21 protein-coding genes are annotated in these 23968 nt (G+C 56.4%); 17 read left to right on the top strand and 4 right to left on the bottom strand.

Annotation, left to right across the window (positions count from 1 at the left end; translation table 11 throughout):
* Positions 1-23 precede the first annotated feature (23 nt).
* The 16 genes from tsf (at position 24) to accA (ending at position 18556) form a co-directional block, all read left to right on the top strand.
* Positions 24-905 (top strand): translation elongation factor Ts, encoded by an 882-nt coding sequence (gene tsf, locus CF137_RS17050; protein WP_101319760.1) that lies wholly within the window; start codon positions 24-26, stop codon positions 903-905.
* 71 nt (positions 906-976) lie between these two features.
* Positions 977-1711 (top strand): UMP kinase, encoded by a 735-nt coding sequence (pyrH, locus tag CF137_RS17055; RefSeq protein ID WP_042020071.1) that lies wholly within the window; start codon positions 977-979, stop codon positions 1709-1711.
* Between the two features lie 101 nt (positions 1712-1812).
* Positions 1813-2370, top strand: coding sequence for a ribosome recycling factor (gene frr / locus CF137_RS17060; RefSeq protein WP_042020072.1), 558 nt, complete (start codon positions 1813-1815; stop codon positions 2368-2370).
* 72 nt (positions 2371-2442) lie between these two features.
* Positions 2443-3219: a polyprenyl diphosphate synthase gene (gene uppS / locus CF137_RS17065; RefSeq protein WP_042020074.1), complete on the top strand. Its 777-nt coding sequence runs from the start codon at positions 2443-2445 to the stop codon at positions 3217-3219.
* Between the two features lie 27 nt (positions 3220-3246).
* On the top strand, positions 3247-4104 hold the full coding sequence (locus CF137_RS17070) for a phosphatidate cytidylyltransferase (RefSeq protein WP_101319762.1): 858 nt from the start codon (positions 3247-3249) through the stop codon (positions 4102-4104).
* A 67-nt stretch (positions 4105-4171) separates the two neighbouring features.
* A complete protein-coding gene (gene ispC, locus CF137_RS17075) occupies positions 4172-5365 on the top strand; it encodes a 1-deoxy-D-xylulose-5-phosphate reductoisomerase (protein WP_139720540.1) in 1194 nt (397 codons plus the stop codon).
* On the top strand, positions 5365-6717 hold the full coding sequence (gene rseP, locus CF137_RS17080; protein ID WP_139720542.1) for a sigma E protease regulator RseP: 1353 nt from the start codon (positions 5365-5367) through the stop codon (positions 6715-6717). Before ispC ends, rseP begins: the two co-directional genes overlap by 1 nt.
* A gap of 34 nt (positions 6718-6751) precedes the next feature.
* On the top strand, positions 6752-9283 hold the full coding sequence (gene bamA, locus CF137_RS17085) for an outer membrane protein assembly factor BamA (protein WP_139720544.1): 2532 nt from the start codon (positions 6752-6754) through the stop codon (positions 9281-9283).
* A gap of 149 nt (positions 9284-9432) precedes the next feature.
* On the top strand, positions 9433-9945 hold the full coding sequence (locus tag CF137_RS17090; protein ID WP_042020080.1) for an OmpH/Skp family outer membrane protein: 513 nt from the start codon (positions 9433-9435) through the stop codon (positions 9943-9945).
* Positions 9946-9948: 3 nt separating this feature from the next.
* Positions 9949-10968 carry a UDP-3-O-(3-hydroxymyristoyl)glucosamine N-acyltransferase gene (lpxD, locus tag CF137_RS17095; RefSeq protein WP_139720546.1) on the top strand — a complete coding sequence of 340 codons (1020 nt, stop codon included), beginning with the start codon at positions 9949-9951 and terminating at the stop codon, positions 10966-10968.
* Between the two features lie 24 nt (positions 10969-10992).
* A complete protein-coding gene (fabZ, locus tag CF137_RS17100; RefSeq protein ID WP_042020081.1) occupies positions 10993-11454 on the top strand; it encodes a 3-hydroxyacyl-ACP dehydratase FabZ in 462 nt (153 codons plus the stop codon).
* A gap of 5 nt (positions 11455-11459) precedes the next feature.
* Complete coding sequence (gene lpxA, locus CF137_RS17105) at positions 11460-12251, top strand: acyl-ACP--UDP-N-acetylglucosamine O-acyltransferase (RefSeq protein WP_101319767.1); 792 nt, start codon at positions 11460-11462, stop codon at positions 12249-12251.
* Positions 12244-13383 (top strand): lipid-A-disaccharide synthase, encoded by a 1140-nt coding sequence (gene lpxB, locus CF137_RS17110; protein WP_139720548.1) that lies wholly within the window; start codon positions 12244-12246, stop codon positions 13381-13383. The genes lpxA and lpxB overlap by 8 nt, the downstream gene beginning before the upstream one ends.
* A 97-nt stretch (positions 13384-13480) precedes the next feature.
* Positions 13481-14071, top strand: a complete 591-nt coding sequence (gene rnhB, locus CF137_RS17115) for a ribonuclease HII (protein WP_139720550.1) — start codon at positions 13481-13483, stop codon at positions 14069-14071.
* A gap of 38 nt (positions 14072-14109) precedes the next feature.
* Positions 14110-17589: a DNA polymerase III subunit alpha gene (dnaE, locus tag CF137_RS17120; RefSeq protein WP_139720553.1), complete on the top strand. Its 3480-nt coding sequence runs from the start codon at positions 14110-14112 to the stop codon at positions 17587-17589.
* 16 nt (positions 17590-17605) lie between these two features.
* Entirely contained in the window at positions 17606-18556 is a 951-nt protein-coding gene (gene accA / locus CF137_RS17125) for an acetyl-CoA carboxylase carboxyl transferase subunit alpha (RefSeq protein ID WP_042020086.1), read from the top strand.
* A gap of 224 nt (positions 18557-18780) precedes the next feature.
* Here the strand turns inward: accA and CF137_RS17130 are convergent, their stop codons facing one another.
* Together CF137_RS17130 and tal are read right to left on the bottom strand one after the other, a co-directional pair.
* Complete coding sequence (locus CF137_RS17130; protein WP_042020087.1) at positions 18781-18963, bottom strand: DUF3545 family protein; 183 nt, start codon at positions 18961-18963, stop codon at positions 18781-18783.
* Between the two features lie 159 nt (positions 18964-19122).
* On the bottom strand, positions 19123-20073 hold the full coding sequence (gene tal / locus CF137_RS17135; RefSeq protein WP_139720555.1) for a transaldolase: 951 nt from the start codon (positions 20071-20073) through the stop codon (positions 19123-19125).
* Between the two features lie 701 nt (positions 20074-20774).
* Between tal and CF137_RS17140 the strand changes: the two genes are divergently transcribed.
* A complete protein-coding gene (locus CF137_RS17140) occupies positions 20775-22205 on the top strand; it encodes an alanine/glycine:cation symporter family protein (protein WP_139690496.1) in 1431 nt (476 codons plus the stop codon).
* 198 nt (positions 22206-22403) lie between these two features.
* Here the strand turns inward: CF137_RS17140 and CF137_RS17145 are convergent, their stop codons facing one another.
* Together CF137_RS17145 and cysZ are read right to left on the bottom strand one after the other, a co-directional pair.
* Positions 22404-23018, bottom strand: coding sequence for a trimeric intracellular cation channel family protein (locus tag CF137_RS17145; RefSeq protein ID WP_101323888.1), 615 nt, complete (start codon positions 23016-23018; stop codon positions 22404-22406).
* A gap of 146 nt (positions 23019-23164) precedes the next feature.
* Positions 23165-23929, bottom strand: a complete 765-nt coding sequence (cysZ, locus tag CF137_RS17150; protein ID WP_042020093.1) for a sulfate transporter CysZ — start codon at positions 23927-23929, stop codon at positions 23165-23167.
* Between the last annotated feature and the right edge of the window lie 39 nt (positions 23930-23968).

The following is a 23968-nucleotide window of genomic DNA, read 5'->3' on the forward strand; positions in this document are numbered from 1 at the left end:
AATTGAAGACCGAGGAAACTGGAATGTCTATCGTTACCGCCGCCCTGGTAAAAGAACTGCGCGAGCGCACCGCCGCTGGCATGATGGATTGCAAAAAAGCACTGACTGAAGCCAATGGCGACATCGAGCTGGCAATCGAAAACATGCGTAAATCTGGTCAGGCCAAAGCCGCCAAGAAAGCCGGTCGTATCGCTGCTGAAGGCGTTATTTTCGCCCGTACCGAAGGCAACATCGCTGCCATGATCGAGCTGAACAGCGAAACCGACTTCGTCGCCAAAGATGCCAGCTTCATGGCAATGGGCCAGAAGATCGCTGATATCGCTGCAACTCAGAAAATTTCTTGCATCGATGCGCTGAAAGCTGCTGACTTCGGTAACGGCGAATCCGTCGAGCTGACCGTTACCAACCTGATCGCCAAGATCGGTGAGAACATGAACCTGCGTCGCGTGATGCTGGTTGAAGGTGACAACCTGGGTACCTATGTTCACGGTTCCCGCATTGGTGTTATCACCAAGCTGACCGGTGGTTCCAGCGAGCTGGCCAAAGATCTGGCCATGCACGTTGCTGCCAACAGCCCGCAGTTCGTCAAGCCTGAAGACGTGTCTGCTGAAGTCGTTGCCAAAGAGCGCGAAATTCAGATCGACATCGCCATCAACTCTGGCAAGCCGAAAGAGATCGCCGAGAAGATGGTTGAAGGCCGCATGAAGAAGTTCACCGGTGAGGTTTCCCTGACTGGTCAGCCGTTCGTGAAGGATCCTTCCATGACCGTTGCCGAGCTGCTGAAGAAAGAAGGCGCTGACGTTGTCTCCTTCACCCGTTTCGAAGTGGGCGAAGGCATCGAGAAGCAAGAGAACGATTTCGCTGCTGAAGTAGCAGCTCAAGTCGCGGCCGCTCAGAAGGCTTAATCGAACCGGTTTTTCCGTTTCCCCAGACCGCGACTTATGTCGCGGTCTTTATATGACCAGGAATCAGTGACATGAGTACCAATCCCAAGCCTGCATACAGACGTGTTCTTCTGAAGTTGAGTGGTGAAGCCCTGCAAGGATCCGAGGGTTTTGGCATTGATCCAGCGGTGCTGGAGCGGATGGCCCAAGAGATCAAGGAACTGGTTGAGTTGGGTGTTCAGGTCGGTCTGGTCATCGGTGGTGGCAACCTGTTCCGTGGTGCCGGTCTTGCCAAAGCAGGCATGAACCGCGTGGTGGGCGACCACATGGGTATGCTGGCTACCGTGATGAACGGTCTGGCCATGCGTGATGCCCTGCATCGTGCTTATGTGAATGCCCGTCTGATGTCGGCCATCTCCCTGCAGGGCGTCTGTGATTCCTATAGCTGGGCCGAGGCTATCAGCCAGCTGCGCGCCGGCAAAGTGGTGATCTTCTCTGCCGGTACTGGCAACCCCTTCTTTACCACCGATTCTGCGGCTTGCCTGCGCGGGATCGAGATCGAAGCTGACGTGGTGCTGAAAGCCACCAAGGTCGATGGTGTATACAACGAGGATCCGGTTAAGAATCCGGATGCCGTGCTGTATCATGAACTGGGTTATGATGAAGTTCTTGAAAAAGAGCTCAAGGTAATGGATCTTGCTGCGTTTACCCTGGCGCGTGACCACAATTTACCGATCCGGGTGTTCAACATGAACAAACCGGGTGCGTTGCGTCGGGTTATCATGGGTGAGCCGGAAGGCACGCTGATCCACCACGTTGGTAAGTAAGATAACGGCAAGCCACCAGGCGCTCTTATCCTATCCATCACGTCAGTAAATAAGATAGACACGAGCCGTGTGACGGCTCGTTCGCCAAAAGGAAAATCACTGTGATCAACGAGATTAAAAACGATGCCAAGGACCGTATGGGCAAGAGCGTAGAGTCGCTCAAGACCCAGATGTCCAAGATCCGCACTGGCCGCGCTCATCCAAGCTTGCTGGATGGTATTCAGGTTGAGTACTACGGTTCTGCCACTCCGCTGAAGCAGTTGGCCAACGTGGTTGCGGAAGATGCTCGCACCCTCTCCATCTCCATTTTTGACCGTTCGATGATCCAGGCGATAGAGAAGGCAATCCTGACCTCCGATCTGGGCCTGAATCCGTCCAGCAATGGCCAGACCCTGCGCGTTCCCTTGCCTGCACTGACAGAAGAGCGTCGTCGCGACCTGACCAAGATCGTTCGTGGCGAAGCGGAAAATGCCCGTGTTGCGGTGCGCAACATCCGTCGTGATGCCAACGCTGATCTGAAAGCGCTGCTGAAAGACAAAGAGATCTCCGAGGATGACGACCGTCGTGCCCAGGAAGAGATCCAGAAGCTGACCGACTCCTACGTCAAGCTGGTCGATGAGGCCCTTGCCGTAAAGGAGAAGGAGCTAATGGAAATCTAAGCCTTCGAAAGGTATATTACGAGCGCCGTGTAGTGCCCCTGCACGGCGCTTTTGTCTTTGTAGGAGAATTACATGTCACTTTTGGCTGCGTTGGGTGATTGTGCCAACTCGTCTTTGCCCCGTCACGTGGCCATCATCATGGACGGTAACGGCCGCTGGGCCCAAAACCGTGGCAAGATGCGGGTTTATGGCCACAAGGCGGGCGTCAAGTCGGTGCGCGAGGCCGTCACCTTTGCCGCGCGGGCCAAAATAGATGCGCTGACCCTGTTTGCCTTCTCCAGCGAAAACTGGCGTCGTCCGGCGGGGGAAGTGAGTGCCTTGATGGAGCTGTTCATCACGGTATTGAGCCGGGAAGTGCAGAAACTGCACAACAACGGGATCCGGCTCAAGGTGATTGGTGATACTGCTCGCTTTAGTGAGCGGTTGCAGGCCAAAATCGCCAAGGCGGAAGCCCTGACCGCCAATAACAAGGGCTTGACCCTGAATATTGCGGCCAACTATGGCGGCCAGTGGGATATCGCTCAAGCGGCCCGCCGGCTGGCAAAGGCCGTGGCAGCCGGTGAACTGGCTGCCGATGATATTGATGAGTCCATGTTGACCCGTGAGGTTTGCATGGCCGATTTACCGCCGGTGGACCTGTTGATCCGTACCGGTGGTGATCATCGCATCAGCAACTTTGTGTTATGGCAGCTCGCTTATGCCGAGCTCTATTTTACCCCGGTATTGTGGCCTGATTTCAACGAGGCCGAGTTCAGTGAGGCAGTTGCCTCCTTCGTGGCCCGCGAGCGTCGCTTTGGCTGTACGGGTGAACAGATACGGGAATTGATCGCCGAGCAGCAGACCGGCTAAACCCCGCTCCCAAGAGAGAGGTTTCTTTTGCTAAAACAACGAATTATTACTGCTTTGATGTTGATCCCCCTGGTGTTGGGGGCGCTTTTCTTTCTGCCATTGAAATTTTTTGCCCTGTTGGCTGCACTGGTGTTTTTGTTGGCCAGTCGTGAATGGAGCGGGTTTGTCTTTGCTACCCCGCAGCAATGGTTACCCATAGTGTTTTGCTTGTTACTCGGTGCCAGCCTTTTTTGGTTGCCGGTTGAGCAACTCTGGACACCTCACCTGCACCCCATAGTGATGGGCGTGCTCTGGACTGCGGCCAGCTGGTGGTTGCTGGGTCTGCTGTTGGTGCTGCGCTATCCCCAGAGCGCCAAACTGTGGAAAGAGTCGATTTGGCTCAAGTCGCTGTTTGGTCTGGTGACCCTGGTGCCCTTCTTCTGGTCGCTGGTCGCTATCCGTGGTTACAACTTTTACCATGACCCCATGATGGGCGCCTGGATCCTGTTGTTCGTGATGGGACTGGTCTGGGCGGCAGATTCTGGCGCGTATTTTTTCGGCAAGGCGTTTGGCAAACACAAGCTGGCACCGGCCGTCAGCCCGGGTAAAACCATTGAAGGCATGTGTGGTGGCCTCTTCACCGCCAGCCTGCTGGCCATCGGTGTCACCTGGTGGGTGGGGTTTGTGCCTGCCAAGATGGGGATTATCCTGTTTTGCTCCCTGCTGGCAGTGTTGGCGTCGGTGCTCGGCGATCTGACGGAAAGTATGTTCAAGCGGGAAGCGGGCATTAAAGATTCTGGCACCCTGCTGCCTGGTCACGGTGGTATTCTCGATCGGATCGACAGCCTGACTGCCGCCCTGCCGGTATTTCTGCTCAGTTATCTGCTACTCGGTCAGGAGTTTTGATGTTCAGCTTGCTGATGGTGTCGCGTGCACAGAGCGCTATTGAACTGTTATTGACGCAGGAGTGTTGATGCGCAACCTGGTGATTCTGGGAGCTTCCGGCTCCATCGGTCAGAGTACTCTCAAGGTGCTGCGCCATAATCCGGGCAGTTGGCAAGTGCTGGCGTTGACCGCTGCCCGCAGCGTGGATGCCATGCTGCGGGATTGCCTCGAATTTGCTCCCCGTTTTGCGGTGATGGTCGATGAAGAGGCTGCCCGTGAACTGGCCAGTCGCCTCAAGACCCACGGCAGTGCCACCCGGGTGATGTCAGGCGCTGCTGCTCTTTGCGATGTGGCGGCTCACCCTGATGCCCACAGCGTGATGGCGGCCATCGTCGGTGCTGCAGGGCTGGCACCGACCATGGCGGCGGTGCGGGCTGGCAAGCGGATCCTGCTCGCTAATAAAGAGGCGCTGGTGATGTCCGGTGCTTTCTTTATGAACGCGGTGCGAGAGTACGGCGCTGAACTGTTGCCCATCGACAGCGAACACAATGCAATTTTTCAGTGCCTGCCAACGGCAGTGCAGCGTGAACCCGGCTTTTGCGATTTGGCGGCGGCAGGGATCAGCAAGATCCTGCTGACCGGTTCTGGTGGCCCGTTCCGTTACACCGAGATCGGCGAGCTGGCCAAGGTGACGCCGGCGCAGGCCATCGTGCATCCCAACTGGTCGATGGGGGCCAAGATTTCGGTGGATTCCGCCACCATGATCAACAAGGGGCTCGAATATATCGAGGCGCGCTGGCTGTTCAATGCCGCTCCCGAGCAGATCCAGGTGGTGATCCACCCGCAGTCGGTGATCCACTCCATGGTGCAGTACAAGGATGGCTCCGTGCTGGCCCAGCTTGGCAATCCAGATATGTGCACCCCCATTGCCCATGCACTGGCTTACCCCAATCGCATCCCCTCCAGTGTGGAACCTTTAGATTTCTTCAGTGTCGGAGAGTTCAGCTTTATCCGGCCTGATTACGATCGCTACCCCTGTCTGGCGCTGGCCATCAATGCCTGCCAGAAGGGGCAAGCGGCGACTACGGCGCTCAATGCCGCCAACGAAGAGGCTGTTGCCGCCTTCCTGGCAGGGCGTATCGGTTTTATGGAGATAGCCCGGATCAACGAAACCGTCATGCTGGCGCTGGAGAGCAGTGCCGTCAGTTCGCTCGATGATTTGTTTGCCCTGGATGGTGCGGCCAGAGCCCGTGCTCACAACCTGATTGAGGAGCTTGGCTGATGGGCGGAGTTTTGTGGAATATCGGTGCTTTTGTTATCGCCCTTGGCTTATTGGTTGCGGTTCATGAGTTTGGCCATTTTTGGGTTGCCCGCCGTTGCGGTGTTCGGGTTGAGCGCTTCTCCATCGGCTTTGGCAAAGCAATCTGGCGCCGGATGGGGAAAGATGGCACCGAATATGTGCTGGCGCTGATCCCCCTTGGCGGTTACGTCAAGATGCTTGATGGTCGGGTCGATGAGCTAAAGCCCGGTGACGAGCAGTATGCCTTCAATCACAAGAGTGTCTGGGCGCGGATGGCGATTGTCGCAGCGGGCCCGTTTGCCAACTTTGTGTTTGCCCTGTTTGCCTTGTGGCTGATGTTTCTCATCGGGGTGCCGAGCGTCAAGCCGGTGATTGGCGAGGTTCGCCCGGCTTCTATTGTGGCCGAGGCTGGCGTGTTGCCGGGGATGGAAATTGTCGGGGTAGGCGATGAGCAGACCGGTGACTGGGAGAGTGTGACCTATGCCCTCATCAGCCATCTGGGGGATGATGCTGTCACGCTCAAGGTGCAGTCACCCGATACCAGCTATACCACTGACAAAGTGTTGTCGCTGGCGAGCTGGACCTTTGATCCGGATAAAGAGTCGCCCATTGGCAGTTTGGGCATAGTCCCCCTCAGTGGCAAAGTGCTGCCGGTGGTCGCCGCCGTGGTGGCCAACAGTGCCAGTGAAAAAGCGGGGCTGCAGGTCGGCGATCGCATCAAGCAGGTTGGTGAGGAGCCGATCACCGCTTGGGCCCAGTTTGTCGAACGGGTGCAACAGGCACCGGGTGAACCCTTGCAACTGGTGGTCGAGCGCAATAGCAGTGATCTGACCGTGACCTTGACCCCGGATACCAAGAAGGTGCAGGGTAAAATGGTCGGTTTTGTCGGTCTCTCGCCGCAACTGGTTCCATTACCTGATGAATATCGAATTCTGTTACAGTATGGGCCGTTAGAGGCGCTGTGGCAGGGGGCTGACAAGACCTGGAGTCTGATCACCCTTACCTTTGACATGATTGGCAAGCTGGTTGCTGGCATAGTGTCGCTGGATAACCTCAGTGGTCCCATCTCCATTGCCAAAGGCGCTGGTAACAGTGCCGATTATGGTCTGGTCTATTTCTTGAGTTTTCTGGCGCTGATCAGCGTCAATCTGGGGATCATCAACTTGTTCCCCTTACCGGTACTCGATGGTGGTCATCTGGTCTATTTCCTGATCGAAGCGGTCACCGGCAAGCCGGTATCAGACAAAATACAGGAAGTGGGTTTCAGGATTGGCGCCGCCATTCTGATGTTATTGATGGGCATTGCGCTGTTTAACGATTTCGCTCGCCTCTGAGGCCAGAGCATCAACAAGGACACATAAGAACAAAATGGCTGTTAAAAAAGCATTGGTGTTGAGTTGCCTGCTGGGTGCCAGTTTCCTGGCCCAGGCGGCCCCTGCCTCTTTTGTGGTGCAAGATATCCAGGTCGACGGTTTGCAACGGGTGACTCTGGGTGCCGCACTGTTGAATCTGCCGATCCGGGTCGGCGACACGGTCGACTCCATGGCCCTGGCCAGCGCCATCAAAAAACTCTACTCCTCTGGTAACTTCGAGGATGTGAAGGTTTATCGGGATGGCCAGGTATTGCAGGTGATGGTCAAGGAGCGTCCAACCATCTCCAGCATCGAGTTTGCCGGCAACAAGGATATCAAAGAGGAGCAACTGACCCAGAGTCTGGAGTCCTCCGGTATCCGTGTGGGTGATCCGCTGGATCGCACCGTACTCACCTCCCTCGAGAAGGGGCTGGAGGATTTCTACTACGGCGTGGGTAAATACTCCGCCAAGGTCAAGGCCATCGTCACCCCGTTGCCGCGCAACCGGGTCGACCTCAAGTTCACCTTTGTCGAAGGTGAAGCGGCCAAGATCGAGCAGATCAACATCGTGGGTAACAGCGCGTTTGCAGAAGAGCGGCTGATTGCCCAACTCTCCCTGCGCGACGAAGTGCCCTGGTGGAACTTCACCGCCGATCAGCGCTATCAGAAGCAGAAACTGGCCGGTGATATCGAGACCCTGCGTTCCTACTACATGGATCGTGGCTATATCCGTTTTAGCCAGGAGTCCACCCAGGTCTCCATGACCCCGGACAAGAAGGGGGTCTATGTCACCCTCAACATCAAGGAAGGGGAGCAGTACAAGGTCTCTGGTGTGCAAATCAAGGGTGATCTGATCGATCGCGGCGGCGAGATGAAGGGGTTGATCCCGATCGCTGCTGGCAGCACCTACTCCGCCAGTCAGGTGACCCACACCGAAGAGGTGCTCTCCAAGTTCCTCGGCCGTTATGGCTATGCCTATCCGAAAGTGGTTACCTTCCCGCAAGTTAACGATCAGACCAAAGAAGTGGAGCTGATCGTCAACGTGGAGCCGGGCCCCCGCGTCTATGTGCGCAATATCAACTTCAACGGCAACGCCACCACTGAAGATCAGGTGCTGCGCCGCGAGATGCGCCAGATGGAAGGCACCTGGCTCTCTTCCGACAACATCGAGCAGTCCAAGAGCCGTCTCAACCGTCTTGGTTACTTCGAGAGTGTTGAAGTGGATACCAAGCGGGTACCGGGCAACGACGATCTGGTCGACCTTGACTTCAAAGTCAAGGAGCAGCCTGCCGGTTCCATCAACGCCGGTATCGGTTACGGCACCGAGTCAGGTCTGAGCCTGCAGGCGGGGATCTCCCAGGACAACTTTATGGGGACTGGCAAAAAGGTCTCTATCAACGCCAGCACCAACGACTACTCCAAGAACGTTGACCTGAGCTACAACGACCCTTACTTCACCGTGGATGGTGTCAGTCTCGGTGGTCGGGTTTACTACAACCAGTTCCGTGCTGACGATGCGGATATCGTTGATTACGAGAACGAAACCATAGGTTTCCGTCTCTCCAGCGGCTTCCCGGTCAACGAGTTCAACCGTCTCGACTTCAGTACCGGTATTGAGAGCTCCAAGCTGAGCCGCCCCTCATTCAACGCCCAGAACTATCAGGATTGCTTGAAGGATAACCCGGAGTCAGACGGTAATACCTACTGCTGGGATCAGTGGAACGACAACCGTCAGTCGGTGCAGATGGATCAGTTCTGGAATATCTACTCCCAGGATGGCTCCAACCTTGACTTCGTTACTGTCGATGTGACCGCTGGCTGGACCCGCTCCACCCTGAACAAGGGGATGTTCCCGACTTCCGGTGACCGTCAGCGGATCAATGCCAAGGTGACAGTGCCGGGCATGGAGCTGCAGTACTACAAGCTCTCCGCCGAAGATGCCCACTACTTCCCGCTCGATGCGGATCACAACTGGGTGATGATCGGTAAGGGACGGGTTTCCTACGGTAATGGCTATGGCGATGACTCCATGCTGCCGTTCTTCGAGAACTATTATGCCGGTGGTTTCGATACGGTGCGGGGCTTCAAGAGCAATACCATTGGTCCCAAGGCGATCTACAAGACTTACAACAAACCAGGAACGCCAGGTTGTACCGGTAATCAACCGTGTGAAACCGGCAGTTATGAAGGTTCTGATACCTCGGTCGGTGGTAATGCGCTGGCGGTTGCATCGTTCGAGTTGGTGTTCCCGACCCCGTTCGTTTCCGAGACCTATCGCCCGCAGATCCGTTCCACGGCCTTTATTGATGCAGGTACTGTCTGGAGCACTGACTTTGCCAACGGGGCATACCCTTGCGCAGCAGGTGCTGATTGCAACTATTTGAGTCAGGACTACTCTAACCCGGGCAACATCCGCGTCTCTGCCGGTGTTTCCCTGCAGTGGCTGTCGCCGATGGGTCCGCTGGTATTCGCCCTGGCCAAACCTATCAAGAAATACGAGGGAGATCGCACCGAAGTCTTCTCCTTCAACATCGGTCGTACCTTCTAAATCGCGTATCGCCCCCAGCCATAGGGTGGGGGCAGGTAATGATGGGACGCGCGCTATGCGTGCCTCAGCAGGTAACAAGACGGTCTTAACGCCGCTTGCATAATCAGGTAAATCAGGTAGCCCTCACCATGAGGGAACAAGGAGTAAGTGTGAATAAAGCGTTGAAAGTAGCTGGTTTGAGCTTTGCACTGATGGCTGCCGGCATGGGTTCTGCCTTCGCTGAGACCAAGATCGCCGTGGTTGATATGGGTGAAGTTTTCCAAAAGCTGCCCCAGCGTGAAGCGGTAGCCGCCAAGCTGAAAGGCGAATTCGAGCCGCGTATGCGTGAGCTGCAAAAGCTGGAACAGGATGGCCAGAAGCTGGTCGAAAAGTTCCGCAAAGATGAAGCCTTCATGAGCGCCGAGCAGAAGAAGCAGAATCAGGAGAAACTGGCCAAGCTGCAGATGGAGTTCAACCAGAAGCGTCAGGCGTTTGAACAGGACAACGGTCGCCGTCAGTCTGAAGAGCGCAACAAGATCCTGACCAAGGTACAGGCTGCCATCGATTCCATCGCCAAGAGCAATGGTTACGATCTGGTGCTGGAGCGCAATGCCGCCCCGTTCGCCGCCAGCAAGCTGGACATCTCTGGTCAGGTTATTTCTCAGGTAAGCAAGAGCAACTAATTGATGGCATTCACTCTCGCACAGCTGGCCCAGCAACTGGGGGCCGAGATCCATGGCGATGGAACCGTGGAAATCCGCAAGGTAGCGACACTGGAAAAGGCCGGGAAGGGTGAGATTACCTTCCTTTCCAACACAAAATACCGGCATTATCTGGAGCAGAGCAAGGCGAGCGCCGTGCTTATTACAGAGGCGGATTTGCCATTTTGTCCCACCCATGCACTGGTGCTCAAAGACCCTTATGTGGGCTTTGCCAAGGTAGCCCAACTGCTGGACACCACCCCGCAACCGGCCACGGATATCCATCCGAGCGCGGTGATTGCGGCGGATGTGCAGCTGGGTGAGAGAGTGGCCATCGGGGCCAATGCAGTGATCGAATCTGGCGTGGTGCTGGGAGATGATGTACACATTGGTCCGGGTTGTTTTGTTGGTCAACAGACCCGGCTGGGAGCGCGCTCCCGGTTATGGGCCAATGTGACCCTCTATCACAATGTCACCATGGGCACCGACTGTCTGGTTCAATCCGGCACAGTGATCGGCGCCGATGGTTTCGGCTATGCCAATGAACGTGGCGAGTGGATCAAAATCCCCCAAATCGGTGGTGTGACCATCGGCAATCGGGTCGAGATTGGAGCTTGTACCACCATTGACCGCGGTGCGCTGGAAGATACCCGCATCGCCGATAACGTTATCATCGACAACCAGTGCCAGATCGCTCACAACGTCGAAATCGGTTACGGTACCGCCATTGCGGGCGCGACCACGATGGCCGGTAGTCTCAAAGTCGGCAAATACTGTATCATTGGTGGCGCTGCTGTCTTTAACGGGCATATGGAGATCTGTGACCAGGTGACCGTGACCGGTATGTCCATGGTAATGCGACCCATCACCGAGCCCGGTGTCTACTCCTCAGGTATTCCTCTGCAACCCAATAAAGAGTGGCGCAAGACCGCCGCCCGGGTGATGCGTATCGAAGAGATGCACAAGCGGTTAAGCAAGCTTGAGAAGAAGCTGGTTCAAGAATAATCACGATTGGCATAGGGTGCTGTTTTGACTACTGAAAAGAAGAGCCTGGGGATCCAGGAAATTATGGAATTGCTGCCCCACCGTTATCCATTTTTGATGGTGGACAGGGTTGACGATTACGAAATCAGTGATGAGCGCAAAACCTTGCGTGCCATCAAGAACGTCTCGTTCAACGAGCCGATCTTCCAGGGACACTTCCCGGCCAAGCCGGTATTCCCCGGTGTATTGATCCTGGAAGCGATGGCGCAGGCCACCGGTATCCTGGCCTTTACCATGGTGGGCAAACCGTCGCCCAACGAACTCTATTACTTCGCCTCAATCGATAACGCTCGCTTCAAGCGTCCGGTCGGCCCCGGTGATCAGCTGGTGCTCGATGTGGTGTTTCTGAAAGAGCGTCGCGGCATTGCCAAGTTCACCGGTGTTGCCACCGTTAATGGTGAAGTGGTCTGTACCGCCGAACTGATGTGCGCAAAACGCGAGGTTTAATACACGTGATCGACCAGACTGCCATCATTCACGATACTGCTATCGTCCATGAGTCTGCCGTGATTGGTAAAGGGGTTGAAATTGGCCCCTTTTCTGTCATCGGTGCCGAGGTTGAAATCGGCGATAACACCTGGGTCGCTTCCCATGTGGTGATCAAGGGCCCGACCAAGATTGGTCGCGGTAACAAGATCTTCCAGCACACCTCCATCGGTGAGGATTGCCAGGACAAAAAGTACGCTGGCGAGCGCACCTTTCTCGAGATTGGCGATAACAACGTTATTCGCGAGAACTGCACTTTCCACCGTGGCACCATTCAGGATCAGTGCCTGACCAAGGTGGGCAGTGGCAACCTGTTTATGGTCAACGTGCACGTTGCCCATGACTGCATCATCGGTGATAACTGCATCTTCGCCAACAACGCCACTCTGGCAGGCCATGTGGTGATCGGTGACTTCGTGATCTTTGGTGGGCTTTCTGCCATCCACCAGTTCGGCCGTGTTGGCTCCCACGCTTTTGTCGGTGGCTGCGCCGCCCTGAACAAAGACGTACCGCCTTATGTGATGGCGGCGGGCAACTATGCCAAGCCGTTTGGCGTCAACTCCGAAGGGTTGCGTCGCCGTGGTTACTCGCCAGAGGCGATCTCCGCCGTCAAGCGCGCCTACAAAGAGATCTTCCGCTCTGGCAAGACCGTCGAAGAGGTGCTGCCGGTGTTGATCGAGATGGCGGCCAGTGAACCGGCGGTTCAGCTGTACGTCGATTTCCTCAAAGATAACGAGCGCGGGATTATCCGTGCCTGATCCGGTTCGCATCGGTATCGTCGCCGGAGAAGTCTCCGGCGATATTCTGGCAGCGGGTCTGGTGCGCGAGTTACAAGCGCGCTATCCGGATGCGCAGTTCGAAGGCATTGCCGGGCCGCGGATGCAGGCTCTCGGCGTCAAAGCGCTGTTCGAGATGGAAGAGCTCTCCGTCATGGGGATCACCGAGGTACTTGGCCGTCTGCCACGCATCCTCAAGGTTCGCCGTGAACTGCTGCGCCACTTTATTGCCAATCCGCCCGATATCTTCATCGGCGTGGATGCCCCTGATTTCAATATCGGGGTGGAGCTGAAACTGCGCCGCGCCGGTATCAAGACGGTTCACTATGTCAGCCCCTCGGTCTGGGCCTGGCGTCAGAACCGCATTCACAAGATCAAGGCTGCCACCGACATGGTGCTCGCCTTCCTGCCGTTCGAGAAAGCCTTCTACGACCGTTTCGATGCCCCTTGCCGCTTTGTTGGCCACACCATGGCGGATGATATTCCGCTGGTGCCGGACCAGGCCGCGGTTCGCCGTCATCTGGGTATCGATGCCAATCGCCGTTGGCTGGCGGTGCTGCCGGGTAGTCGCAGCGCCGAGGTGGGCTTTATGTCCCCCCTGTTTCTTGAAGCGTGCAAGCACCTGACGGTACGTTATCCTGATCTCGGCTTTCTGGTGCCACTGGTCAATCAGCAACGACGTGAGCAGTTTATGGCCATCAAGGCCGAGCTGGCGCCGGATCTCAACATGGTGTTGTTAGAGGGGCAGGGGCGTGAGGCGATGATCGCCGCCGATGTGGTGATGCTGGCCTCCGGCACTGCCGCGCTCGAAGCCATGCTGGTGAAAAAGCCGATGGTGGTGGGTTACAAGCTCAAACCGTTCAGCTACTGGCTGGCCCAGCGCTTGGTGAAGACCGAGTTTGTCTCGCTGCCCAACCTGCTGGCGGGTCGCATGCTGGTGCCCGAGTTGCTGCAGCACGAGTGCACCCCTGAAAACCTGGTGGTTGAAGTGAGCAAGTTGTTTGAGCATGACAATAGCCAATTGGTCAATACCTTCACCGAGTTGCACCAGCGCATTCGCTGCAATGCTGATCTGCAGGCCGCCGACGCGGTAGCCGACTTGCTCGGTAGATAACCCTCTCCCGGACGGCCGATTGTGCTGCGCGTCGCAGCGGCACATCGTCGACGTTATGCCAGGCCCTGCGGGGCCTGTTTTGATTCAAGGTGGCAAGATGATGATCGATATTCCTGATGACAAGCTGGTTGCCGGTGTGGACGAAGTGGGCCGCGGCCCGCTGGTGGGTGACGTGGTGACCGCTGCGGTCATTCTTGATCCGGCCAATCCGATCATCGGGCTGGCTGATTCCAAGAAGCTTTCCGAGAAGAAACGTCTTGCCCTGTTTGACGAGATCAAGGAGAAGGCGCTGGCCTGGGCCATCGGTCGCGCCAGCCCGGAAGAGATCGACCAGCTCAACATCCTGCATGCCACCATGCTGGCGATGCAGCGCGCCGTGGCTGGGCTGAACGTCACCCCCGAGCTGGTCTTTATCGATGGCAACCGCTGCCCGGCATTGCCGATGGAAGCGCGCGCCGTGGTCAAGGGGGATAGCCTGGTGGCCGCCATCAGCGCCGCCTCCATTCTGGCCAAGGTGACCCGCGATGGGGAGATGACCGAGCTGGACAGCCGTCATCCCGACTATGGTTTTGCCCGCCACAAGGGGTACCCTACCCCTGAGCACCTCGCCATTCTGGCCAGGCTTGGCCCTTTGCCGCAATATCGTAAAAGTTTTAAACCGGTGCGCCGCGCACTGGGGATCGAGTAGACCATGCAATTTAGCTTGAGCAACGAGAAGGTATGACGATGGCTGAACCCCGTTTTATCCACCTGCGGGTCCACTCCGACTTCTCTATGGTCGATGGGCTGCAGAAGATAGGCCCCATCGTCGGGGCTGCTGCAGCCAACCACATGCCGGCCCTGGCACTGACCGACCAGATGAACATGTGTGGTCTGGTGCGCTTCTATGGCTCGGCCCACGGCAAGGGGATCAAACCCATTGTCGGTGCCGAGTTTCTGGTGCAGAGCGATGAGCTGGGGGATGAGCTGTTTCGTCTGACCCTGCTTGCCATGAATAATGACGGTTACCAGAACATCACCTTGCTTATTTCCCATGGCTATCAGCGTGGTCATGTGCAGGGGCGTCCGGTCATCGACAAAGCCTGGCTGGCGGATCATGCGAAGGGGGTTATCGTGCTCTCCGGTGGCCGTGAGGGGGATGTGGGCAAGTTCATGCTCAAGGGCAACCGGCAGATGGCCGAGTCGTCGCTGGCTTTCTATCAAGCCCATTTCCCCGATGCTTACTATCTTGAACTGTTGCGTACCGGTCGCCCCGACGAAGAGGCCTATCTGCACATGGCAGTGGCCCTTGCCACCGAGTTCGAGCTGCCTGTAGTGGCCACCAACGAGGTAGTGTTCCTCTGTGCCGATGATTTTGACGCCCACGAGATCCGGGTCGCCATCCACGATGGCTACACCTTGATGGACAAGCGTCGCCCGCGCCGTTACAGCCCCCAGCAGTACCTGCGCAGTCAGGAGGAGATGTGCGAGCTGTTCGCCGACATCCCCGAGGCGCTGGCGAACACGGTCGAGATCGCCAAGCGTTGTAACGTCACGGTGCGTCTGGGCGAATACTTTCTACCCAACTTCCCGACCGGCGACATGACGACCGAAGATTTTTTGGTGGCCAAGTCGCAAGAGGGGCTTGAGGCGCGTCTCGAATTTCTGTTCCCTGATCCCGCAGTACGGGCCGCCAAGCGCGGTGAGTACGACGAGCGCCTCGATATCGAGTTGAAAGTGATCAACCAGATGGGCTTCCCGGGTTACTTCCTCATCGTGATGGAGTTTATCCAGTGGTCCAAGGACAACGGCATTCCCGTGGGGCCTGGCCGCGGCTCGGGTGCGGGATCCCTGGTGGCCTACGCCCTCAAGATCACCGACCTCGACCCGCTGGAATTTGACCTGCTGTTCGAACGTTTCTTGAACCCCGAGCGGGTATCCATGCCCGACTTCGACGTCGATTTTTGTATGGATCGGCGCGATGAGGTCATCGAACACGTCTCCGAGATGTATGGCCGGGATGCGGTGTCGCAGATCATCACCTTCGGCAGCATGGCGGCCAAAGCGGTGGTGCGGGATGTGGGCCGGGTGCTGGGCCACCCCTACGGCTTTGTCGATCGGATCTCCAAGCTGATCCCGCCGGATCCGGGCATGACCCTGGCCAAGGCGTTCGAGGCTGAGCCCAAACTGCCCGAGCTCTACGAGCAGGATGAGGAGGTCAAAGACCTCATCGACATGGCGCGCCGCCTCGAAGGGGTAGTGCGTAACGCCGGCAAGCACGCCGGTGGGGTGGTGATTGCGCCCACCAAGATCACCGATTTTGCACCGCTCTATTGCGATGACTCGGGCAATCATCCGGTTACCCAGTTTGACAAGAACGATGTGGAGTACGCGGGACTGGTGAAGTTCGACTTCTTAGGTCTGCGTACCCTGACCATCATCGACTGGGCTTTGGGGATGATCAACCCGCGCCTTGCCAAAGAGGGCAAGCCGCCAGTTGATATCGCCGCCATTCCCATCGATGACAAGAAGTCGTTCGCCCTGTTGCAGCGGTTCGAGACCACTGCGGTGTTCCAGCTCGAATCCCGTGGCATGAAGGATCTGATCAAGCGGCTGCAGCCAGACTGTTTTGAAGACATGATCGCTCTGGTGGCGCTGTTTCGACCGGGCCCGCTGCAGTCAGGCATGGTGGATAACTTCATTGATCGCAAGCGCGGCCAGGAAGCTATCTCTTATCCCGATGAAAAATGGCAGCACGAGAGCCTCAAGCCGATACTCGAGCCCACCTATGGCATCATCGTCTATCAAGAGCAGGTGATGCAGATTGCCCAGACGCTGGCGGGTTATACCCTGGGGGGCGCCGACATGTTGCGCCGGGCCATGGGTAAGAAAAATCCGGCCGAGATGGCCAAGCAGCGGGCCGGTTTCGAGGAAGGGGCCATTAAACACGGCGTTGATGGCGAGCTGGCGGTCAAGATCTTCGATCTGGTGGAGAAGTTTGCCGGTTACGGCTTTAACAAATCCCACTCCGCCGCCTATGCGCTGGTCTCTTACCAGACCTTGTGGCTCAAGACCCACTTCCCGGCCGAGTTTATGGCGGCGGTGATGACCGCCGACATGGACAACACCGACAAGATAGTGACCCTGGTAGACGAGTGCCAGCGGATGGGGCTGACCGTGATACCGCCGGATGTGAACACTGGTCGCTATCGCTTTAGCGTTAACGAAGATGGCCATATCGTCTACGGCATAGGTGCGGTGAAAGGGGTCGGTGAAGGCCCTATCGATGCCATTCTCAGTGCCCGGGATCAGGATGGCCCGTTTCGCGATCTGTTCGACTTTTGTAATCGGGTCGACATCAAGAAGATCAACAAACGGGTAATGGAAAAGCTGGTCTACTCTGGCGCCATGGATCGGCTCGGCCCCCACCGTGCCGCCCTGATGGCGACGCTGGAGGAGGCTATGCGGGCTGCCGAGCAACACGCCAAGGCGCAAGCTGTCGGTCAGGTCGATATGTTCGGCGTGCTCACCGAAGAGATTGACGACGTCAAGAAGGCGTTCGCCAATGTGCCGCACTGGCCTGACAAGGTGTGGCTGGAAGGGGAGCGCGAGACCCTCGGGCTCTATCTCACCGGTCACCCCATCAACCAGTACAGCAGCGAGTTGCGCCGTTATACCTCCGGTCGCCTGTGCGATCTGCATCCTACCTCCCGCGATACCGTGACCACGGCGGCGGGGCTGGTGATTGCGGCCCGCAGCATGGTGACCAAGCGTGGCAACAAGATGGGGATCTTCACCCTGGACGACCGTTCCGGTCGCCTCGATGTGACCCTGTTCAGTGAAGCGCTGGAAAAATATGAAGAATTGATGCAAAAAGACCGTATTTTGGTGGTTTCTGGACAGGTCAGCTTTGATGACTTCTCCGGTGGCCTTAAAATGTCGGCCCGTGAATTACTGGATATCAACGATGCGAGGGAGCGTTTTGCCAGAGCAATTCGCATCTCCCTCGATGAACAGCGAATTGATGATCGCTTTTTCCCGCGTTTGTGCGAGATTTTGGAGCCCGCCCGTGCCGGAGTCTGTCCGGTTCAGGTAAACTATCGTCGCCCCGGTTCCCGGGTGCGATTGACGCTCGGTACCGAGTGGCGGGTGACGCCCACCGATCAACTGATAGATGACTTGCGCGTCCTGCTTGGACGAGAGCGGGTGGAATTGGTTTTTGATTAGAGGATCTATAGGCCCTATGAGTCTTTTTCTGGATTTTGAACAGCCGATTGCCGAGCTGCAGGCGCAGATTGATGAACTCCGTCATGTGAGTGAGCACAACAGTGCTGTCGATCTCAACGACGACATTCGCCGGCTGGAGAAGAAAAACGAAGAGCTGACCAAGAAGATCTTCAGCGATCTGGGGGCCTGGCAGGTATCCCAGATGGCGCGTCATCCTCAGCGTCCTTACACCCTCGATTATATCGAGCACATCTTCACTGACTTCGATGAGTTGGCTGGTGATCGCGCCTATGCCGACGACAAGGCTATCGTTGGCGGCATCGCCCGTCTCGATGGCGAGCCGGTGATGGTGATTGGTCAGCAGAAAGGTCGCGAGACCAAAGAGAAGATCAAGCGTAACTTTGGTATGCCGCGTCCGGAAGGGTACCGCAAGGCCCTGCGTCTGATGGAGATGGCCGAGCGCTTCAAGATGCCGATCATCACCTTTATCGACACCCCAGGTGCCTACCCGGGTGTGGGTGCGGAAGAGCGTGGCCAGTCCGAAGCGATTGCCCGCAACCTGAAAGTGATGGCTGGCCTGACTGTGCCGGTGGTCTGCACCGTGATCGGTGAAGGTGGATCGGGTGGCGCGCTGGCTATCGGCGTGGGTGATCGCGTCAATATGCTGCAGTACTCCACCTACTCCGTCATCTCGCCGGAAGGGTGTGCCTCCATTTTGTGGAAGAGCGCCGACAAGGCATCGGTGGCGGCTGAAGCCATGGGTATTACTGCCCCGCGTCTGAAAGAGCTCAAGCTGATCGACCATGTGATCGATGAGCCTCTGGGTGGTGCTCACCGCGATGTGGCAAAGATGGCCAAGAATCTCAAGGCGCGCATCAAGCAGGATCTGGATGCCCTGCGTCCGCTCGATACCGAGCAACTGCTGGAGCAGCGCTACCAGCGCCTGCTGGGCTACGGTTACTGTTAAGCCCTGCTGTTAGCGCATCAAGCACTGGAACCCCCGTTATCAACGGGGGTTTTTTATTATTGGCAGCCGTCCATCCTGCTCAATGCTGCGGGTGGCTTGTCACCCGTTTTGTCAGTGTTTCATGACAGCTGCAGCCAGGACTGTGTGAGAGGGATTGGATGTTACTCAGCAGACATAAAAAAGCGCCCCGTTGATTGGGGCGCTTTTGTCGGTGTCAGGTGCTGTTACAGTTGAAACTCGTCTGTCAGACCTTCATACGCGATATCAATAGATTGCAGCTCCTTCTGCAAGCGCTGTTTGTCTTTGAGCGCTTCGATTTCACGCCATTTACGTTTCTTTCCCGTTGTCCCGCGGCTACGTGAACCGAGCTCAACTACCTCGTCATAATCGAAGTTGAACATTTCCATGGCTCCCTCCTTGGTTTTTATCGTTTTCATCACCCGTATAACATAACGAAGTTGAAAGTAAAACGTTTTCTTTACAGGGTTATGACAAGGCTGGAAAAGTCGATAAAAAAAAACCGGGCGCCTTATCAGGCACCCGGTTTTACCAGAAAAATGAACCGATTACAGGCGGCTTGCCAGCATGGTTTCCAGCTTGCCCTGGTCGATGGCAAACATGCGAATGCCTTCACCCAGTTTCTCGTGAGCCATGGCGTCCTGGTTCAGTTCCCAGCGGAAGTCGGCTTCGGTCATCGGGGTCGGTTTCGCCTTGCGCTCACCGGTGTAGTTCAGCTTGCGTACCACGGTACCTTCGGCTTTGCTCAGCTCTTCCAGCAGCGCCGGGCCAATGGTCAGGCGGTCGCAACCGGCCAGTTCTAGGATCTCGCCGGTGTTGCGGAAGCTGGCACCCATTACCACGGTCGGGTAGTCGTGCTGCTTGTAGTAGTCGTAGATGGCGGTGACAGAGACGACGCCCGGATCTTCGCTTTGGGTGTAGTCACGGTTGTGCTTGGCCTTGTACCAGTCGAGGATGCGACCCACGAACGGGGAGATCAGGAAGGCACCGGCTTCGGCACAGGCACGGGCCTGAGCGAAGGAGAACAGCAGGGTCAGGTTGCACTGGATACCCTCTTTCTCCAGTACCTCGGCGGCGCGGATCCCTTCCCAGGTGGAGGCCAGCTTGATCAGAATGCGGTCGTTGCTGATACCCGCTTCGTTGTAGAGACGGATCAGCTTGCGTGCTTTGGCGATGCTGGCAGCAGTATCGAAGGAGAGACGGGCATCGACTTCGGTAGAGATACGGCCCGGAACGATCTTCAGCACTTCCAGACCGATGTTGACGGCCAGCTTGTCGCCCGCGTCGATGATTTGCTGTGCCTTGTCCTGGCTCTGGGCTTTGGCCCACTTGATGGCGTCTTCGATCAGCGGAGCGTACTCGGGGATCTCGGAGGCCTTCAGAACCAGAGAGGGGTTGGTGGTGGCATCGATGGGCTGATAGCGTTTGATGGCTTCGATATCACCGGTGTCGGCAACAACAGTGGTCAGGGCTTTCAGCTGGGTTAATTTATCGGCCATAGCGAATATCATCTCTTAATGAGGGAGTCATCCCTGGGTTGCGGGCTTGAGACGGTGGTTCTGAAATAAAATTACAGGATCTTGATGCCTCAGGCTCAGAAAAGCGCGATGGGAGTGACCCATCGTCATTGCCTGCCTAATTAATACTTATGTGGTGCATCCTGCAATAGGGGCACTTGGCTGTTAAATATCCAAGCGGTCGGGCCATACCGTTTTAGTGCTAGAAACTATATGATTAATAAGGTTTTTTGTATTTTTCTGCAGGGCTTTTCCGGTTTGCTTGCAGATCAACTTTTTTAGCCAATATTCATATTTGTGTCGCCGATCACATAAATTACTGCATCACCTACTTGTAATTTTATTACTAGGAAAACGTTTGGCAAAATATCCCCATTTGAAAGCCATTTCAGGCAAGCGTTTGCCTTTGCAAATAACTCATCAGCGCGAGATAAAAATGGTTTTCTTATGAGGCTCTACCCTGGCGTGCCTGATTAAATTATTGGATTTGTTGAAAGTTTGCGATTTAAATGGCGCTTTATGAGCGTTTACCGTTCGTTTTTTGTGTCCACAGTGATCGGGATCACTATTCTGGACTCCTTCGCTATGCTAGATTCCGCCCCTTTAGCGAAACGCTAATTAAACAACAGACAGAAAACGGTCAGCGCAGACTGACCATGGATGTGAATAACAACGAGAGAATTATGGACACCTTGATTGCGATGCTAAACGACCTGATGTGGGGAGCTGTGCTCATCTACCTGCTGATCGGGGTCGGGATCTTTTTCACTTTCAGACTGGGTTTTATCCAGATCCGTCACTTTGGCCACATGTTTTCCGTGCTGAAAAACAGCCGTAAATCTGACAATGCTGGCATCTCCTCTTTTCAAGCGCTCTGCACCAGTCTTGCCGCCCGCGTGGGCACCGGCAACCTGGCCGGTGTGGCTGTTGCCATCTATCTGGGTGGCCCCGGTGCCATCTTCTGGATGTGGCTGATCGCCTTTATCGGCATGGCAACCGCCTTCGTCGAAAGCACCCTGGCCCAGCTTTACAAGGTTAAGGATGAGGATGGCAACTACCGTGGCGGCCCGGCTTATTACATGGAGAAGGGCCTGGGTATGCGCTGGATGGGGGTGCTGTTCTCGCTCTGTCTGATCCTCGCGTTTGGTCTGGTATTCAATGCGGTGCAGGCCAACTCCATCAGTCTGGCGATGAAGGTGGCGTTCGGTATTCCTGACTGGGTCAGCGGTCTGGCGCTGGTGGCGCTCTCCGGCCTCATCATCTTCGGCGGCATTCGTGGCATTGCCCGTTTTGCCGAGCTGGTGGTGCCGGTGATGGCGCTGGCATATATCCTGCTGGCGCTGGTGATCGTGGCGATGAATATCACCGAGCTGCCCCATGTCTTCATGTTGATCATCAAGTCCGCTTTCGGGATTGAGCAGGCGGGTTCAGGCGCCATGGGTTATGCCATCTCCCAGGCGATGATCAACGGCATCAAGCGCGGTCTCTTCTCCAACGAGGCGGGGATGGGGTCTGCCCCCAACGCCGCCGCGACCGCGACGCCCTATCCGCCGCACCCGGCTTCTCAAGGGTATGTGCAGATGCTGGGGGTCTTTATGGACACCATCGTCATCTGTAGCTGTACCGCCGCCATCATCCTGATGTCCGGTCAGTTTGAGCCGGGTTCCGGTGTGACAGGGGTGGAGCTGACCCAGCGGGCACTCTCTTCCCAGATTGGCAACGGCGGCAATATCTTCATTGCGGCAGCTATCTTCTTCTTCGCGTTCACCTCCATCGTGGCGAACTACTCCTACGCCGAGACCAATCTGGTGTTCCTTGAGCACAACCACAAGGGCGGCCTGATGCTGTTCCGGGTGTTCGTGCTGGGGATGGTGATGTTCGGTGCTGTGGGTGAGTTGCCGATTGTGTGGGCGATGGCGGATGTCTCCATGGGATTGATGGCTATCGTCAACCTGGTGGCGATCTTGCTGCTCTCTGGTGTGGCGATCAAGCTGGCCAAGGATTACAACGATCAGCTCAGACTGGGCAAGGTACCGACCTTCGATGCCAACAAATACCCGGAGATCCGCTCCCAGCTGGAAGCGGGGATTTGGGACAATCCACCTCAAAAATAATAATCTGCAAGGTCGATAAAAGGGGGGTGCGGATGGCGCCCCTTGTTTATTGGCTATCTCCCGATTAGCTGGGCGGTTGCAAGGGCTGAATGCAACAGGTAATGGGGACATAGCCATCAATATGCTCATGAAAAAAGCGCCACTCGGGCGCTTTTTTGTTGCTCGTAATCCATGCCGCCTCGCCAGCAGCCAGCGTACTTAGTGGGTCGCGTACTGGTAGTTGAAGGTGGGCAGTCCCCACTTGAAGCGTACCGCCAACAGTCGTAGCACAAAGCCGATGCCGATGGCGCCGAAGGCCGCCCAGTTGGTCGGCAAGCCCTGATCCAGCGCCAGACAGTAGAGAGCGGCAGTGATCAGCGAAATGGCCGCATAGAGCTCGCGGCGAAATACCAGCGGAATCCGCTGGCAGAGCAGATCCCGCAGCACCCCGCCAAATACCCCGGTCACCACCGCCATGATGCAGGCAATACCGGCGCCGTGGCCCATCTCCAGCGCACGGGCGGCGCCAAAGATAGAGAACACCACCAGTCCCAGCGCATCGAGTGCCAGAAACAGCTTGCCGAGATAGCGCATCAAGGGGGCCGAGATCACTCCCGCCATCGCCGCGGCGGCAACCAGCAGCACATATTCCGGGTGTTCAATCCAGAGCAGTGGATAGTGACCCAGCAGCACATCGCGAATGGTACCGCCACCGATGGCCGTCGCCGAGGCGATGATCACCACACCAAACAGATCCATCCGTCGCCGACCCGCAGCCAGCGCGCCTGTCATCCCTTCGGCTACCAGGCCGATCAAGAAGAGTGCATGTAACATGAGATATTCCAGGGTACGAGAAAGGCCCGTATCCTACCTACTCGGGTTATATGGGACAAGTAATCCAACCTATACATGAATTTAATTCATGCTAAATAGTAAAAAGGCACCGTTTCGGGTGCCTTTTTCTAATCAATGTTCAAGGGTTAGCGCCCCAACTGCTCCTGACGGTAGTGATCGACCCACATGGCGGTAGCGCCACAGATAGCGACGGGCATCACAAACAGGTTGACCACCGGAATGGCGGAGAAGAGGGTGACCAGGGCGCCGAAGCTCAGGCTCTTGCCACGGCGCTGCTTCAAGGCATCACGCATGGTGATGAAGTCGATCTTGTGGTTGTCGAACGGATAATCCACATACTGGATTGCCATCATCCAGGCACTGAACAGGAACCAGAGCACCGGTGCCAGGGTCTGGCCGACCACCGGGATGAAAAACAGGATCAGGCAGCCGATGGCCTTGGGCAGGTAATACTTCAGCTTGGTCCATTCGCGGCCGAAGGTACGCGGCACATCCTTGACGATATCCAGCATGCCGCTGTCATTGGCAGGCTGGCCGGTGAGGATCTGCTCCACTTTTTCCGCCAGCAGGCCGTTGAACGGGGCGGCGATCCAGTTGGTAACCGAACTGAAGATAAACGAGAAGACCACCAGTATGGTGATGAGCGCGATGGGCCACAGCAGGTAATCGAGCCAGTCTAGCCAGGCCGGGATCTGCTGATGGATCCAGGCGAACAGGCCGTCAAGTTGCAACAGGAGGGCATAGAAGGCCCCGGCAAACAGCACGAAGTTGACTAACAGCGGGATCAACACGAAGGTGCGGATGCCCGGTTGGCGGATCAGGGAAAAACCGCGCAGGAAGTAGTCTGCACCACTGATTGACTCTTTGACCATATGGGGGGATTGGCTCATGTGAGCTCCATCTATGCATGGGAGAACAGCCAGCATATT

The sequence above is a fragment of the Aeromonas sobria genome, assembly GCF_006243315.1.
GTDB classification, from domain to species: Bacteria; Pseudomonadota; Gammaproteobacteria; order Enterobacterales; family Aeromonadaceae; genus Aeromonas; species Aeromonas sobria_A.